General features: G+C 72.5%; 16 protein-coding genes. 12 read left to right on the top strand and 4 right to left on the bottom strand.

The window, feature by feature from the left end; translation table 11 throughout:
* Positions 1 to 75 precede the first annotated feature (75 nt).
* Positions 76 to 1,554: a glutamate-cysteine ligase family protein gene (locus JK359_RS34030; RefSeq protein WP_201843480.1), complete on the top strand. Its 1,479-nt coding sequence runs from the start codon at positions 76 to 78 to the stop codon at positions 1,552 to 1,554.
* Positions 1,555 to 1,560: 6 nt separating this feature from the next.
* Here the strand turns inward: JK359_RS34030 and JK359_RS34025 are convergent, their stop codons facing one another.
* Both JK359_RS34025 and JK359_RS34020 read right to left on the bottom strand, forming a co-directional pair.
* Complete coding sequence (locus JK359_RS34025; protein ID WP_201843479.1) at positions 1,561 to 2,934, bottom strand: S41 family peptidase; 1,374 nt, start codon at positions 2,932 to 2,934, stop codon at positions 1,561 to 1,563.
* A gap of 133 nt (positions 2,935 to 3,067) precedes the next feature.
* On the bottom strand, positions 3,068 to 3,448 hold the full coding sequence (locus JK359_RS34020) for a winged helix-turn-helix transcriptional regulator (RefSeq protein ID WP_201843478.1): 381 nt from the start codon (positions 3,446 to 3,448) through the stop codon (positions 3,068 to 3,070).
* A 125-nt stretch (positions 3,449 to 3,573) separates the two neighbouring features.
* Between JK359_RS34020 and JK359_RS34015 the strand changes: the two genes are divergently transcribed.
* Both JK359_RS34015 and JK359_RS34010 read left to right on the top strand, forming a co-directional pair.
* Positions 3,574 to 4,224: an FMN-dependent NADH-azoreductase gene (locus tag JK359_RS34015; protein ID WP_201843477.1), complete on the top strand. Its 651-nt coding sequence runs from the start codon at positions 3,574 to 3,576 to the stop codon at positions 4,222 to 4,224.
* Positions 4,225 to 4,302: 78 nt separating this feature from the next.
* On the top strand, positions 4,303 to 4,911 hold the full coding sequence (locus JK359_RS34010) for a flavin reductase family protein (RefSeq protein ID WP_201843476.1): 609 nt from the start codon (positions 4,303 to 4,305) through the stop codon (positions 4,909 to 4,911).
* Positions 4,912 to 4,972: 61 nt separating this feature from the next.
* Here JK359_RS34010 and JK359_RS34005 read toward each other — a convergent pair whose 3' ends face one another.
* Together JK359_RS34005 and JK359_RS34000 are read right to left on the bottom strand one after the other, a co-directional pair.
* Positions 4,973 to 5,734: a cache domain-containing protein gene (locus JK359_RS34005; protein WP_201843475.1), complete on the bottom strand. Its 762-nt coding sequence runs from the start codon at positions 5,732 to 5,734 to the stop codon at positions 4,973 to 4,975.
* A 37-nt stretch (positions 5,735 to 5,771) separates the two neighbouring features.
* The gene (locus JK359_RS34000) at positions 5,772 to 6,512 is read right to left on the bottom strand and encodes a FadR/GntR family transcriptional regulator (protein WP_201843474.1); all 741 of its coding nucleotides are present in this window, start codon (positions 6,510 to 6,512) and stop codon (positions 5,772 to 5,774) included.
* A gap of 110 nt (positions 6,513 to 6,622) precedes the next feature.
* Between JK359_RS34000 and JK359_RS33995 the strand changes: the two genes are divergently transcribed.
* From JK359_RS33995 to JK359_RS33955, 9 genes are all read left to right on the top strand, one after another.
* The gene (locus JK359_RS33995) at positions 6,623 to 7,654 is read left to right on the top strand and encodes an ABC transporter ATP-binding protein (protein ID WP_201843473.1); all 1,032 of its coding nucleotides are present in this window, start codon (positions 6,623 to 6,625) and stop codon (positions 7,652 to 7,654) included.
* Positions 7,655 to 7,705: 51 nt separating this feature from the next.
* Positions 7,706 to 8,902 carry an ABC transporter substrate-binding protein gene (locus tag JK359_RS33990; protein WP_201843472.1) on the top strand — a complete coding sequence of 399 codons (1,197 nt, stop codon included), beginning with the start codon at positions 7,706 to 7,708 and terminating at the stop codon, positions 8,900 to 8,902.
* Positions 8,903 to 8,904: 2 nt separating this feature from the next.
* On the top strand, positions 8,905 to 9,801 hold the full coding sequence (locus tag JK359_RS33985) for an ABC transporter permease (RefSeq protein WP_201843471.1): 897 nt from the start codon (positions 8,905 to 8,907) through the stop codon (positions 9,799 to 9,801).
* Between the two features lie 96 nt (positions 9,802 to 9,897).
* Positions 9,898 to 10,713: an ABC transporter permease gene (locus JK359_RS33980; RefSeq protein ID WP_201843470.1), complete on the top strand. Its 816-nt coding sequence runs from the start codon at positions 9,898 to 9,900 to the stop codon at positions 10,711 to 10,713.
* 216 nt (positions 10,714 to 10,929) lie between these two features.
* Positions 10,930 to 11,211 carry a hypothetical protein gene (locus JK359_RS33975; protein ID WP_201843469.1) on the top strand — a complete coding sequence of 94 codons (282 nt, stop codon included), beginning with the start codon at positions 10,930 to 10,932 and terminating at the stop codon, positions 11,209 to 11,211.
* 65 nt (positions 11,212 to 11,276) lie between these two features.
* Positions 11,277 to 12,059 (top strand): YqjF family protein, encoded by a 783-nt coding sequence (locus JK359_RS33970; protein WP_307788403.1) that lies wholly within the window; start codon positions 11,277 to 11,279, stop codon positions 12,057 to 12,059.
* Positions 12,056 to 12,598, top strand: coding sequence for a hypothetical protein (locus JK359_RS33965; RefSeq protein WP_201843468.1), 543 nt, complete (start codon positions 12,056 to 12,058; stop codon positions 12,596 to 12,598). Before JK359_RS33970 ends, JK359_RS33965 begins: the two co-directional genes overlap by 4 nt.
* 126 nt (positions 12,599 to 12,724) lie before the next feature.
* Positions 12,725 to 13,633: a DMT family transporter gene (locus tag JK359_RS33960; RefSeq protein ID WP_201843467.1), complete on the top strand. Its 909-nt coding sequence runs from the start codon at positions 12,725 to 12,727 to the stop codon at positions 13,631 to 13,633.
* Between the two features lie 364 nt (positions 13,634 to 13,997).
* Positions 13,998 to 14,978, top strand: coding sequence for a pirin family protein (locus JK359_RS33955; protein ID WP_201843466.1), 981 nt, complete (start codon positions 13,998 to 14,000; stop codon positions 14,976 to 14,978).
* Positions 14,979 to 15,049: the final 71 nt, after the last annotated feature.

Here is a 15,049-nt window from a genome sequence, read left to right as displayed (position 1 = left end):
GTAGCCGTGGTGCGGGTCGTGCGGTGGTGCGACGCTGGGGGGAGAGGTGTCCGACGAGGGGACCCTGGAGGGCCGATGGGGCGTGACGTCCCGGCGCTCGTCTTCACCCGCGAGGACCGACGCCGGTACCGGATCAAGATGCACGAGTGTCTCGACGCGTTGGCGCAGATGCTGCGCGAGTCACGGTTCGAGTCGGAGCGGCCGCAGGTCGGGCTGGAGATAGAACTGAACCTGGTGGACGCGGACGCCGAGCCGGCGATGCGCAACGCCGATGTGCTGGAGGCGATCTCCGATCCCGCCTGGTCGACCGAGCTGGGCCGGTTCAACCTGGAGATCAACGTGCCGCCCCGGCGGCTGACGGCGGGCGGTCCCGACGCCTGGGAGTCGGAGATCCGGGACGCGCTGAACCACGCCGACGAGCGTGCCGGGTCGGTCGGTACCCGTCTGGTCGTCGTGGGGATCCTGCCCACGCTGCGGCAGGAGGACATCGGCGAGGACTCCCTGTCGGAGAACCCCCGCTACCGGCTGCTCAACGACCAGGTCTTCGCGGCCCGCGGCGAGGACCTGCGCATCGAGATCGACGGGGTCGACCGGCTGCGTACCTACGCGGACACGATCACCCCGGAGGCCGCCTGCACGAGTACGCAGTTCCATCTGCAGGTCTCCCCCGAGGAGTTCGCGCCCTACTGGAACGCCGCGCAGGCGATCTCCGGGGTGCAGGTGGCGCTGGCGGCGAACTCCCCGTTCCTGTTCGGCAAGGAGCTGTGGCACGAGACCCGGATTCCGCTGTTCGAGCAGGCCACCGACACCCGCCCGGAAGAGATCAAGGTGCAGGGGGTGCGGCCCCGGGTGTGGTTCGGGGAGCGGTGGATCAACAGCGTCTTCGACCTGTTCGAGGAGAACCTTCGGTACTTCCCGGCCCTGCTGCCGTTGTGCGACGAACAGGATCCGACGGAGACGCTGGATCGCGGCGACACCCCGGAGCTGTCCGAACTCACCCTGCACAACGGCACGATCTACCGCTGGAACCGCCCCGTCTACGCCGTCGCCGGCGACCTACCGCACATCCGGGTGGAGAACCGGGTGCTGCCGGCCGGGCCGACCGTCGCCGACACCCTGGCCAACGGCGCCTTCTACTACGGGCTCACCCGGGCGCTGGTGGAGGAGGACCGGCCGGTGTGGTCACGGATGTCGTTGTCCGCCGCCGAGGACAACCTGCACGCCGCCGCCCGTAACGGGATCGAGGCGTTGCTGTACTGGCCCGGGATGGGTGAGGTGCCGGTGCCGGAGCTGGTGCTGCGGCGGCTGCTGCCGCTGGCGCACCGCGGTCTGGAGCGCTCCGGCATGGACGCGGCGTGGCGGGAGCCGCTGCTGGGCATCATCGAGCAGCGGTGTGTGACGGCCCGCAACGGTGCCGTGTGGCAGAAGGAGATGTTCCACCACGTCGTCTCCACCACCCGCGCGAGCCGTCACGAGGCGCTGCGCCGGATGACCCGGCTGTACATGGACTACATGCACCTCAATGCACCGGTGCACACCTGGCCGGTGGACTGACCGGGGTCAGGCGGGTGTGCGCAGGAGGGTGACCGCGCGGTCGAACGCCGAGTCCCGGTGGTGCGCGAACTCCTCCTCGGTGAAGACGGGTACGGTGACGTGCGGCGGGATGCCCGTGCCGTCGAAGGTGCGTCCGGTGCGGGTCAGGTACTCCTCGTTGGGCAGGGTGAAGGACAGGCCGCCGGGCAGGGTCCGCGTCAGCGGGTCCGAGAAGACGCCCTGGGTGGGCTGTCCGATGCGTACGGTGCGGCCGGGACGGTCGAACAGGGCCTGGGTGAAGGTCTCGCCGGCGCTGACCGTCGATCCGCCGGTGAGGACCGCGATCGGGCCGGTGAAGCGGGGCGCGTCGGCCGGGACGACGCGTACGGGTTCGGGCCGGGTGTGCCGGTCGGGGTGGTCCGGGTCGTTGCGGGCGCGTTTGGCGTAGGCGGTGTAGGGGGAGTCGGTGAGCCGTTCGGCGAGCCTGATGCCGAGGGCGTCGGAGCCGCCGTCGTTCACGCGCAGGTCGATGATCAGGCCTTTCAGGCGCCCGGCACGGTCCGCGGTGAGGACGGTGTCGAGCGTCCGGTCGAGTTCCCTGCGGTCCGCGGCGTAGGGCGCGTCGTCGCCCGCGTAGAAGTCGAAGGCGGAGATGCGCAGGTAGCCGAGGTCGCCGGGCAGGTCGGCGTAGGTGATCAGCCCTTCGGCGAAGTCCTGCCGGCCGGTCGCGTGCCGCAGGTCGCGGGTTTCGACGAACTCCTTCACCCTGGTTTCCAGTTCATCGCTCGGCAGCTCGGTTCCGGGCCGCAGCTCGAAGAAGTCGCGGTCGTCGTCCTCGAGCGTGACGTGGACGTCGTACAGGGGTCGCAGCATGCGGCTGAAGATGCCGAAGAGTTCGGGTCCGGTGGTGTTCGGCCGTACCTGCGGCCGGTACCGGTCGCGGACGGCGTCCCAGTCGACGCCCTTGCGCGCGAAGAAGGGGTAGTTCTCCTCGAAGGTCTGCCAGAGCGCGTCGAACCGGGCCCGCGGAGCCTCCGGGGGCGGCCGGGTGCAGTAGGCGGGCAGGGCACGGACCCGGACGAGCCGCCGGTGTCCGACGGAGCCGGCGGTGGCGAGCCGGGCGTGGTCGCGGTCGCGGCCGGTCCGCACGGTGAGGACCGTGCCGTCGGAGGTGGTGTAGGAGCCGGGGCCGGTCTGCCGTGCGGACTCGCCTCTGAGGCAGCTGACGGAGGTGACCTGGTACTCGCGCAGGGTGCCCCGGGCGACGACGAGGAGGGTGCCGTAGCCGTCCGTCCGCCACACTCCGTCGGTGGCCGGCGAGCGCGGTGGTGCGAGGGTTGCGGCCGGTACGGCCAGGACGGAGAGGGCCAGGGCTGCGACGGTGGCGGTGACGAGGCGCACGATCGGGTCCTCCGGGTACGGGGCCGTACCCCACCACCGTGTCCGACGCAGGTGCGGTCCGCCATCCGGCGGAGCGGCACACCGGGGGCCGGGGCGGGCCCCCCGAGGTGCCCGCGTGTCGCCGAGCCGGTGCCTAGGGCTGGCGCACCTGCGTCGTCTCGGGGCACGCGGCCCCCTCCGGCAGGTGGGCCTTGGCCCACTCGCCCAGTTCCCGCAGCGCGGGCTCGAGCGCCGCGCCGGCCTCGGTCAGCCGGTAGGAGACACGCAGCGGCGGCCCCTCGTCCACCTCGCGCAGGACGAGGCCGGCCGCGCCGAGTTCGGCGAGCCGGTCGGAGAGCATGCGTTCGCTGATGCCGGGGACGGCCCGCCGGAGATCGGCGAAGTAGGCGGGCTGTTCCACCAGGACGGCCACGATCGGGCCGCTCCAGCGCTTCCCGAGCAGCTGGAAGACGCGGGTGATGCCGTCGTCCACCCGCTTGCACGCCGCGCTGTCGTGATTCTGCTCCGCCGCCATGGCCTCAGGGTACCGGCCGTAGGGGAGTGAAAAAAAGTAAGTACCTATGTTAGAAGTAGTACAGTACGAAACCTCAGCCGCCCGTCCTGGCGTGCGGCTTTCTTTCCCCTTCCTGGAGACACCCCATGACCACACTGCTGCACATCGACTCCTCCGTGTTCCCGACCGAGGCCTCGTCCTCCCGTGCCGTGACGGAGGCGTTCCGCAAGCACTGGGAGGAGCTGCACCCGCAGGGCACGGTCGTCTACCGCGACCTGGCGGCGCAGCCCGTCCCGCACATCACCGCCGACGCGCACCTCGCGGGCTTCTCCGACCCGGCCTCCCACACGCCCGCCCAGGCGGCGGCCTTCGCGGAGCGCGTGCGGCTGATCGAGGAGCTGGAGCGCGCCGACGCGGTGCTGATCGGCGCCCCGATGTACAACTACGCGATCCCGTCGACCCTCAAGGCCTGGCTGGACAACGTGATCCTGCTCGGCCGGACCGCGGGCGCGGGCCAGTCCGTAAAGGGCACCCCGGTGACCGTCGTCGCCAGCCGGGGCGGCTCCTACGCGCCGGGCACCCCGCGGGAGTCCTACGAGTACGTGCAGAACTACCTCACGGCCGTGCTCGGCGACGCCCTCGGCCTGGAGCTGGACTTCATCGTCCCGGAGCTGACCATGGCACCGCAGAACCCGGCGATGGCCGAGCTGGTCCCGCTGTACCAGGCCTCTCGTGACCGTGCCTTCGCGGACGCCGCCGAGCAGGCGCAGCGGCTCGCCGAGCGCCTGGCGGCCTGAGCCGCGCCCGGGCGGAGCCCGCGTCGTAAAGGGGGGTGGGGTGCACGCAGCGTGCACCCCACCGCTTAGCGTGCTGTCATGCGTGTCGACTACTCACCGGAAGCCATGGGGCCCGGATCGTTCTACCGGCTGCTCACGGCCGTCGTCGTACCCCGGCCGATCGCCTGGGTCTCCACCCTCACGCCGGACGGCGCGACGGCGAACCTGGCTCCGCACTCGTTCTTCACCGTGGCCTGCACCGAGCCGCCCATCGTGCAGTTCACCTCGGTGGGCCGCAAGGACTCCCTGCGCAATGTGGAGGCGACGGGCGAGTTCGTCGTCAACTTCGCGCCCGAGCCGCTCTTCGCGGAGGTCAACGCGACGGCGACCGACTTCCCCCGGGACGAGGGCGAGTTCGACGCCGTGGGCATCGAGCGGGAGCCCTCGCTGCGGGTGCGGCCGCCCCGCGTGGCCGCATCGCCGGTCGCCCTGGAGTGCACGCTGCACTCGACACTGCTGCTGGGCAACTCGACGGTGGTGTTCGGCCGGGTCGTGCACGCCGCGGTCCATGAGGACGCGCTGGTGTCCGGCCGGCCCGACATCGGTCTGCTGCGCCCCCTGTCCCGCCTGGGCGGCAACGAGTGGGGCACGGTCGGCGAGGTCCACGAGCTGGCCCGGGTGCCCTACCAGGAGCCGGCCCGCGGCTGACCGGCCCCGCCCCGCGTCCACGGGCCGGACCGGCCGGTCCGGCCCGTGGACGCGGCCGGCGTCAGGCCAGGACGAGCACCAGCGGTACGCCCCGGCACGGCACCAGGCGCAGGCCGTCGTACGTGCCGGGGCGCCCCTCGGTGAGGAGTTCCCCGAAGTCCGGGCCCCTGGTGAGGGAACCGGCGAGGTGCGCGGGGTCGGCGGAGGCGGCGACCCGGCCCCGGGCGTTGACCAGCCGGGCGGGCCCGGGCAGCCGCAGCAGCAGCGGAAGGACGGCCGCCTCGAAGTGCCGCAGGTACACGTCGGCGGCGGCCACCCCGGCGAACCGTCCCCGGAACAGGACCGGTTCGGACAGCGTGAGGCTGTACTCGTCGGAGCAGAGGTAGTCGACGTACGGCCCGGCCACGGCCCGTCGCCCGGTGTCGCGGGGCAGCGTGAACCAGTCCCAGTGGGTGTAGTCGGAGTATGCCGAGTGCCCGGGGTCGAGATCGAGGAGCAGCGGGCGTACGTCGCCGTCGGCACCCGACTGCCACCACTCCAGCCAGGCCGGTACGTCGGCGAGCAGACCGGGGGCCGCGACGAAGCCGGCACCGGAGACGAGTTCCTCACGGGCCAGCCGCAGGTGCAGCCCCGGGCGCAGGGCGGCGAGGTCGGCACTGGCGGGCCGGCGTCCGGCTGCGGCCACCCGGTTCAGCAGGGCCGCCGTCTCGGCGCGGGTGGCGGCGACCGCCTCGAACACCGCCTCCAGCGCGCCGCCCACCTGTGCGGCCACCCATGCCTCCGGGTCCGTGGCGAGGGTGGCGAGCCCGGGCCTGACGCCCATGGTGTCCTCCAGCGGACGGGAACCGGACGCGGTGCCGTCAGAGGGTGAGGCGTATGGCGACGAGCCGCGCCGTCGACTCCCGGACGCACCGCTCGGCCAGCGTTCCGGCCGTTTCGTGGGCCCCATCCTGCACGGCGGAGATCACGGAGCGGTGACGGTCCGCCACTTCTTCACGATATTCGTCGCTCGCGAGGACGAGGCACAGCAGGGCGCCGATCTCGCCCTGCAGGGCGATCTGTTCGCGGGTGAGCCGGGCGGACTGGGCGGCGGCGGCGAGTTCGACGTGGAAGCGGCCGTACAGCCGGCTGCGCGCCGCCGCGTCCCCGGCGCGTGCCAGCTCCTGGGCCGTACGACGCAGGGGGCGCAGGTCATCTGGTTCGGTGCGCTGGGCGGCGAGCCGGGCGGCGGCACCGGACAGGGCGGCCCAGTGGTCTCCGAGGTCGCGCAGTTCCTCGGTGCTCCAGCCGCGCAGCCGCGCCTTTAGCCGGTCGTCGGCGGGGACCTCGGGCAAGGAGACGAAGCTGCCGCCGCCACGGCCACGGCGGGTGGTGACCAGGCCCTGCTGCCGCAGGGCCATGAGGGCCTCGCGCAGGGTCACGGTGGAGACGCCGAGCTGGCCGGCCAGTTCGCTCTCGCCGGGGAGCTGCTCACCGTCGGCGAGGAGTCCCAGTTCGATGGCGTCACCGATGCGGCGGACGACCGCGTCCACGCGGGCCCGGTTGTCCACCGGGCTGAAGAGGGCCTTGCGGGCGCCTCCGTCGATCTCGTGCTGCCTCACGGTCACCACCTCGTGCGTTGACTCAAGCTTTACCCTAAGGGGACCTTGAGCTTTGAACTATGACTTCATATGTTTGCGGTCAACGTACAATGCGCCAGAAAGGTTCCCGTATGGAGGGAATTGCGGTCCGCCTGGTGGACCTGCGGAAGTCGTTCGGCGAGACGACCGCGGTGGCCGGGGTCGACCTGGAGATCAGGGACGGCGAGTTCTTCTCGATGCTCGGACCGTCCGGCTCCGGGAAGACGACCGTCCTCCGGCTCGTCGCCGGGTTCGAGAGCCCCGACCGGGGCCGGATCGAACTCGCAGGCCGGGACGTCACCCGCCTCGCCCCGTTCGAGCGGGACGTGCACACCGTGTTCCAGGACTACGCCCTGTTCCCGCACATGACCGTCGAGCAGAACGTGGCCTACGGCCTGAAGGTCCGCAAGGTGCCGAAGGCCGAACGCCTGGTCCGGGCCCGCAAGGCGCTGGCCGAGGTCCGCCTCGAGGGCCACGGCCAGCGGCGGCCCGCCCAGCTCTCCGGCGGACAGCGCCAGCGCGTCGCCCTCGCCCGCGCGCTCGTGGGCCGCCCCCGCGTGCTGCTGCTGGACGAACCGCTGGGCGCCCTCGACCTGAAGCTGCGCGAGCAGATGCAGGTCGAGCTGAAGGCCATCCAGCGCGAGGTCGGCATCACCTTCGTGCTCGTCACCCACGACCAGGAGGAGGCCCTGACGATGAGCGACCGCATCGCCGTCTTCGACCAGGGCCGCACCGCCCAGGTCGGCACGCCCGCGGAGATCTACGAACGCCCGGCGACGGCCTTCGTCGCCTCCTTCGTCGGCACCTCGAACCTGCTCGGCGGCGAGACCGCGCACCGGATCACCGGCGCCCCGGGCACGTACAACATCCGCCCGGAGAAGATCCACGTCCTGAAGGAGACCGCCGGGGCGGACGAACCGGACCACGCCACCGCCACCGGCACCGTCGCCGAGGTCGTCTACCTCGGCGACGCCACCCGCTTCCTCGTCGACCTGGACGGCGGCGGCCGGCTCACCGCCCTCCAGCAGAACCTTCAGACCTCCTCCGAGGACGTCGCCGCCTACCGCGGCACCCGGGTCCGCCTCCGCTGGCACCGCCGGCACGCCGTCCGGCTGCCCTCCTGAAGCCCCCCTCCCCCGCTCCCGTCCCCCGCTCCCGCCCCCCTGGAGAACGCCGTGCGTCTCAACCGCATCCCCCGGGCCGCCGCCGCGGCCGCCGCACTGCTGCTCGCCGCCGCCTGCAGCTCCTCCGGCTCCGGCGGCTCCTCCTCCACCGGCCTCAACCCGCCCGGCCTCAAGGCCCCCACGAAGCTCGGCAAGGCCGAGGGCCAGGTCAATCTGATCGCCTGGGCCGGCTACGTCGAGGACGGCTCGAACGACCCCGACGTGGACTGGGTCCACGGCTTCGAGAAGCGGACGGGCTGCCAGGTCCACTCCAAGGTGGCCGCCAGCTCGGACGAGATGGTCAAGCTGATGAAGACCGGCGAGTACGACGCCGTCTCCGCCTCCGGCGACGCCTCCCTGCGCCTGATCGCCTCCGGTGACGCGGCCCCCGTCAACACCGCGCTCGTCCCCAACTACAAGGACGTCTTCGGCGGACTGAAGAACGGCGCCTGGAACTCCGTACAGGGGCGGATGTACGGCATCCCGCACGGCCGGGGCGCCAACCTTCTGATGTACAACACCGAGAAGGTGAAACCCGCCCCCACCTCCTGGTCCGCTGTCTTCGAGGACGCCGCACGGCACAAGGGCCACGTCACCGCGTACGACTCGCCGATCTACATCGCCGACGCGGCCCTGTACCTCAAGGCCACCAGGCCCGAGTTGAAGATCAAGGACCCGTACGCCCTCGACCAGAAGCAGTTCGACGCGGCCGTGGCGCTGCTGAAGCAGCAGAACGCCGACGTGGGCGAGTACTGGAGCGACTACCTGAAGGAGGTCTCCGCCTTCAAGAGCGGTGACTCGGTGATCGGCACGACCTGGCAGGTGATCGCCAGCCTCACCGCCTCCGAGGGCGCGAAGGTCAAGGCGCTCGTCCCCGAGGAGGGCTCCACCGGCTGGTCCGACACCTGGATGGTCTCGGCGAAGGCCGAGCACCCCAACTGCGCCTACAAGTGGCTGGACTGGATCGTCTCGCCCAGGGTCAACGCACAGGTGGCCGAGTACTTCGGCGAGGCCCCGGCCAACGCCAAGTCCTGCGCCGAGACGAGCGACAAGAACTTCTGCACGGTCTACCACGCCGCCGACGAGAGCTACTGGAAGCGGATCGCCTTCTGGAACACGCCCATCGAGCAGTGCCTGGACGGCCGCAAGGACGTGAAGTGCGTGCCGTACGTCAAGTGGGTGCAGGCCTGGACCGAGATCAAGGGCTAGCCGTGACGACGACCGACGTGACCACCGCCGCCGGCCGGGGGACCGTCCGGCGGCTCGCCGGAACACTGCACCGCAGGCCCCGGCTGCGGCTGACCCTCCTGCTCACCGCCCCGCTGCTGTGGCTGGCCGTGCTCTACCTCGGCTCACTGGCGGTCCTGTTCGTCTCCGCCTTCTGGACGACGGACTCCTTCACCTCCGAGGTGGTGAAGGTCTGGTCGACGGACAACTTCCACGAGCTGGTCACGACACCGGTGTTCCGGCAGGTCGTCCTGCGCAGCGTCGGGGTGGCCCTCGCGGTCACCGCGCTGTGCACGCTGATCGCGTTCCCCGTCGCCTTCTGGACGGCGCGCGTCGCCCGGCCGAAGCTGCGTCCGCTGCTCGTGGTCGCCATCCTCACCCCGCTGTGGGCGAGCTACCTGGTCAAGGTGTACGCCTGGCGGCTGATCCTGTCCCAGGGCGGACTGGCCGACTGGATGCTCGCGCCGTTCGGCCTCAGCGGCCCCGGCTTCGGCCTGCCGGCCACGGTCCTCACCCTGACCTACCTCTGGCTGCCGTACATGATCCTGCCGGTCCACACGGCGCTCGAACAGCTCCCCGCGAACCTGCTCGACGCCTCGGCGGATCTCGGGGCACGCGCCGGGCGGACCTTCCGCTCGGTGGTGCTGCCGATGGTGCTGCCCTCGGTCGCCGCCGGCTCGGTCTTCACCTTCTCGCTCAGCCTGGGCGACTACATCACCGTGCAGATCGTCGGCGGCAAGACCCAGCTGATCGGCAACCTCGTGTACTCCAACATCGAACTCAACCTGCCCATGGCCGCCGCGCTCGGCACCGTGCCCGTGGCCGTGATCGTCCTGTACCTGCTGGCCATCCGCCGCACCGGCGCCCTGAACAGTCTGTAGCCCGCCCCGGACGCCCCGGCAGGGCCCCGCACGAGCCCGGCAAAGGCCCGGACAAGCCCGGGCAGGCCCCGAACAAGTCTGGAGAAGAAGAGCGCCATGCATCTCAGCCGCACCGCGCGCATCGCCCTGCGCACCGGCGCCGGACTCGGTTTCGCGGTGATCTACGTCCCGCTCCTGCTCGTCCTCGTCAACTCCCTGAACCCCGACCGCAGCGCGGGCTGGCCACCACCGGGACTGACCCTGCACTGGTGGTCGGCGGCCGTGCACAACTCCGGCGCCCGGGACGCGGTGTGGGTCTCGGTGAAAGGGGGCCTGGGGGCGACCGCGATCGCGCTGGTCCTCGGCACGCTCATCGCGTTCGCCGTGGCCCGGCACCGCTTCTTCGGGCGGGACGCGGTCTCGTTCATCGTGGTCCTGCCGATCGCCCTGCCCGGCATCGTCACGGGCATCGCCCTCAACTCGGCCTTCGGCACCGTGCTCGAGCCGCTCGGGGTGGGGCTCGGGCTGTTCACGGTGATCGTCGGGCACGCCACCTTCTGCATCGTGGTGGTCTTCAACAACGTGGTGGCGCGGCTGCGCCGTACGGCCGGCTCGTACGAGGAGGCCGCCATGGACCTCGGTGCCACCGCTTTCCGCGCCTTCACGGACGTCACCTTCCCGCTCATCCGCTCCGCGCTGCTGGCCGGCGGTCTGCTCGCCTTCGCCCTGTCCTTCGACGAGATCGTGGTCACCACGTTCACCGCGGGGCCCGGCATCCAGACCCTGCCGCTCTGGATCTTCGACAACATGACCCGGCCGCAGCAGGCGCCGGTGGTGAACGTCGTGGCCGCCGTCCTCGTCCTGCTGTCCGTGCTGCCGATCTACGCCGCCCAGCGGCTCTCGGCGGACACCGCGACGTCGAGCCGGGTGTGACCGGCGACCGCGACCGCCGCGCGACCCGGCCCGCCCGGCACGGCGCCCCCTCACCCTCACCACGCACCTGCCACCACAGCCACAGCCACAGCCACAGCCACAGCCACAGCCGCAGCCGCAGCCGCAGCCGCAGCCGCACGGCCAACGTGGGGACACGCGGGAACGACACCTGCGCGCTGCGGGGCCGGGTGCCCGGGTTGATGGAAACCTGCGCCCATGAAGACACCTCCCAGCGTCACCAGTTACGTCGACCGGGTCACCGCGGGTCCCGGCGGCGCGATGACCGACGAGGCCGGCATCATCACCGGCGACCTCACCGTCGCGACGATCCTGCGGTCCGACGGGCACAGCGTGCGCGTGGCCGTCCAGCACTCCGGCAGCGACACCTGGTACACGCTCACCGGAAGCCCCGCCCCGGTGCCCGCCAGGCAACTCGCGGCCTACCACCGGGACCTGCTCGGACGCATCCGGCGCGGCGGCGGCACCCGCGCCAGCTGAGCCGCCCGGGCCGGGACGGCCGGCCTCCCGGGTTTCGGCGCGGACCTCCGGGGGAGTCGGTGCCCGTGGTCTCCTACGGACCGGAGCAGCGCGTGTACGTGCCCGCGCTGCACGCCGACTGGCTCACCCAGGCCTTCGTGCACTGGGCCTACCCACCCGACCAGGTCCAGCGCCTGCTGCCGGACGAACTGGTCGTGGACACCTTCGACGGAGCGGCGTGGGTGACCCTCACCCCGTTCGTGATGGCCGACGCGCACCCTCCGGGATCCCCCGCCGCCCTGCCCGCCTTCCGGGAGACCAACCTGCGGACCTACGTCCGTGACCGGGACGGCCGGGCCGGGCTCTGGTTCCTGTCCGCCGAGGTGTCCAGCCCGGTGATGCTGGCGGCCCGCGCGGTGGGGATGCCGTACCACCTCGGCCGCCTGGAGCTGACCCGGGACGGGGAGGTCCTGGCCTACACCGGCGCCCGGCGGGGCTCCGGGCCGCGCTACCACGTGACCGTCCGGACCGGCGGGCCCCTGCGTCCCGATCGCCGGGACGTGTGGCTGACCTCGCGGTGGCGGGCCTTCACCCGGCAGCTCGGCATGATCTGGGAGACACCGGTCGAGCACGCGCCGTGGCCGCTGCGCGAGGCACACCTGGAGCGTGCCGAGGAGACCCTGACCCGGGCGGCAGGGCTGCCGCCACCCGGGACGGAGCCGCTCGCGCACTTCTCGGACGGGCTGCCGAAGGTCCGTCTGGGCATCTCGCACCCGGTCCGGCCGGTCCACGGCCGGCCGCCCGGCGCCGGTCCGCCGGGATCACGGCACTCACGACGTCACAGCACGCGCCAAGGAGGCCCGCCATGAACCGTCCCCGTACGCCCCGGCCCGACGGCACGGGCGGTGCCGACATGAAGCTGCTCGGCATCTACCTCAACGATCACCTCGCCGGCGCCACCGCGGGCACCCAGCGGGCCGGCCACCTGGTGCGCTCGACCCGCGGAACGGCACTCGGCAGGGCCCTCGCACCGGTGGCCGCGGAGATCGGCGAGGACCGCTCGGCGCTGCTCGGCATCATGCGCGACCTGGACGTGCCGGTGCGCCGGGCCAAGGTCTGCGCGGGATGGACGCTGGAGAAGGTGGGACGGCTGAAGGCCAACGGCCGTCTGGTACGGCGTTCTCCGCTCAGCACGGTGCTGGAACTGGAGGCACTGCGGCTGGGGGTGGAGGGCAAGGCGGCCGGCTGGCTCCTCCTGCGCCGGCTCGCCACGGCCGACGGCCGCCTCGATCCCGGCCGGCTCGACACCCTCCTGGAACGGGCCCGGCAGCAGCAGGTCACCGTGGAGGAGTGGCGCATCCACGCGGCGGACGCGGCCCTGCGCGCCGGGGCCTCCGCGCCGGCGTGATCCGCGCGGCCGGCGGGCGGAGCTGCCGGACCCGCTGCCTGAACCGCGGGGCCGTGCGGCCTTCCGTAGGCTGAGGAGTGCCCCGAGGCTCCTCCGGGAGATGTCCCCGCAGGCAGGAGAACGGTCGTGATCGAACTGGCCGCGGCGTTCGCCGTGGCGGGAGCGGCGAGCAACGCCGTGGGCACCGCCTTCCAGCGCAAGGCGGCGTCCGTCTCCCGGCGCGGCGGCATCCGGCTGGTCGCGGAACTGGCGCGGCAACCGTTCTGGCTGATCGGCATGGCCGGGGTGGTGTGCGCGGCGCTGTTCCAGAGCCTGGCCCTGGTCAACGGCCCGCTCGCGCTGGTCCAGCCGCTCTTCATCCTGGAACTGCCGTTCGCCCTGCTCGTCGCCGCCCCGCTGATGCACCGGCGGATGCCTCCCTGGGGCTGGTGGGGGGTCGGCGGCTGCGTGGCGGGGCTCGCCGTACTGCTGATCGCCGCGGCCCCGCACGGCGCGAAGGACCAGGCACCCCTCGTCCGCTGGATCCCGGCCCTGTGCCTCTGCCTCGGCGCGATGGCCGTCGCCGTGCTCATGGCCCGCGCAGGGGGTTCGGCGGCCCGGCGCGCCGCGCTGCTGGCCGCTGCCTCCGCGACGGGCAACGCGCTGACCGCCGCCCTGCTGAAGTCGGCCACCGGCACCTTCGCCGACCACGGCTTCGGCGCCTTCCTGCGGTCCTGGCAGACGTACGGCTTCGCACTCGCCGGGACGGCCGCCGTGATTCTGCTCGAGAACGCGCTGCAGGCCGGTCCGCTGGCCGCCGCACAGCCCGCGCTGACCATCGGTGACGCGATGGTCAGCCTGGCGCTGGGCATCACCCTCTTCGACGAGCGGATCCGCACGGGATGGTGGCTCGTGCCGGAGGTGGCCGGTGCCGTGCTGATCGTGGTGGGGGTGGTGGTCCTCAGCCGGGCGGCGCAGCGCATCACCGTGCTGCCGGCCTCGGCGGAACGGGCCGGACGCACGAGGGAGGCCGGGCAGCGGCGCCGGTCCCCGTGAGGAGCGGCCTGTGCGAAGAGGCGGGCTCGCCGGTGGTGGCTCAGCACGCGGTGGAGTGGCAGACGGGGCGCGCCCTGGTGGAGGCGGGCCTGGGCGTCTCGTGGCGCCCGCGAGCATCCGCCGGATCCGCCTCGAGGGCGTGGCGATCCACGGGCTCGTACCCGGCACCGCCCGCACCCGGGTGGCCGTCACGTGCCGCCGCGACGACCCCGGTCCGCTCGGCGCGCGGTTGCTGGAGACGGTCGACCCGGACTCCTCCGGGTGCCCTGGCCGGGTCCTCGCGGACGGTGCGTGCGCGTTCCCGGCGTCGGAGCTATGCTCACTTTGTTGAACTTAAAACTATCATGGATGGGAGGTGGGCCCGGTGAGCAACACCGAGGTGAAGCCCGCCGAGACACGCTGCGGCGCCCCCGCCGAGACGGTCCATGCGGACGCCGCGGCGCCGGCGGAGGTGCTCACGCCCCGCGACGTGCCTCTCGGCGGCCCCCGCGCGATGACGGTACGGCGCACCCTGCCCCAGCGGGCCCGCAGCCTGATCGGCGCCTGGTGCTTCGCCGACCACTACGGCCCCGACGACGTCTCCCGCACCGGCGGCATGGACGTCGCCCCGCACCCGCACACCGGGCTCCAGACCGTGAGCTGGCTGTTCAGCGGCGAGATCGAGCACCGTGACAGCCTCGGCAGCCACGCCTACGTACGGCCCGGCGAGCTGAACCTGATGACCGGCGGGCAGGGCATCAGCCACTCCGAGGTCTCCACTCCCGGCACCACCGTGCTGCACGGCGTCCAGCTGTGGGTCGCGCTCCCCCGGGAACACCGGCACACCGCGCGGGACTTCCAGCACCACGTACCCGAGCCGGTGCACCTAGACGGCGCCGTACTGCGCGTCTTCCTCGGCTCCCTCGCCGGAGCGGTCTCCCCGGTGCGCACCTTCACCCCCCTGCTCGGCGCCGAGCTGACCCTGGAGCCGCACGCCACGCTCACCCTGCCCGTCGACCCCGGCTTCGAGCACGGCGTACTCGTCGACCAGGGCGAGATCAGCGCCGCCGGAACCCCGCTCCGGCCGGCCGAGCTGGGCTACCTCTCCGCCGGCCGCGACACCGTCACCCTCACCAGCACGTCCGCCGGTCCCGCCCGCCTCGTCCTGCTCGGGGGACCTCCGTTCGGCGAGGAGATCATCATGTGGTGGAACTTCGTCTGCCGGACGCACGAGGAGGTCGTACAGGCCCGCGAGGACTGGATGAAGGGCACCCGGTTCGGCGAGGTACAGGGCTACGACGGGGACCCCCTGCCCGCACCGGAACTGCCGCACGTCCCGCTGAAGCCGCGCGGGCGCGCCCGCTGACCCGCGAGGGGCCGGGCCCGCGGACCCTGCCCCCGAAGCCCGGCCCGGCACGCGGGCTGCCGGTCGCGCAG

It is taken from the genome of Streptomyces actinomycinicus, from assembly GCF_016741775.1.
Classification (GTDB): domain Bacteria; phylum Actinomycetota; class Actinomycetes; order Streptomycetales; family Streptomycetaceae; genus Streptomyces; species Streptomyces actinomycinicus.
This window is presented reverse-complemented; position numbering and strand designations above follow the sequence as displayed.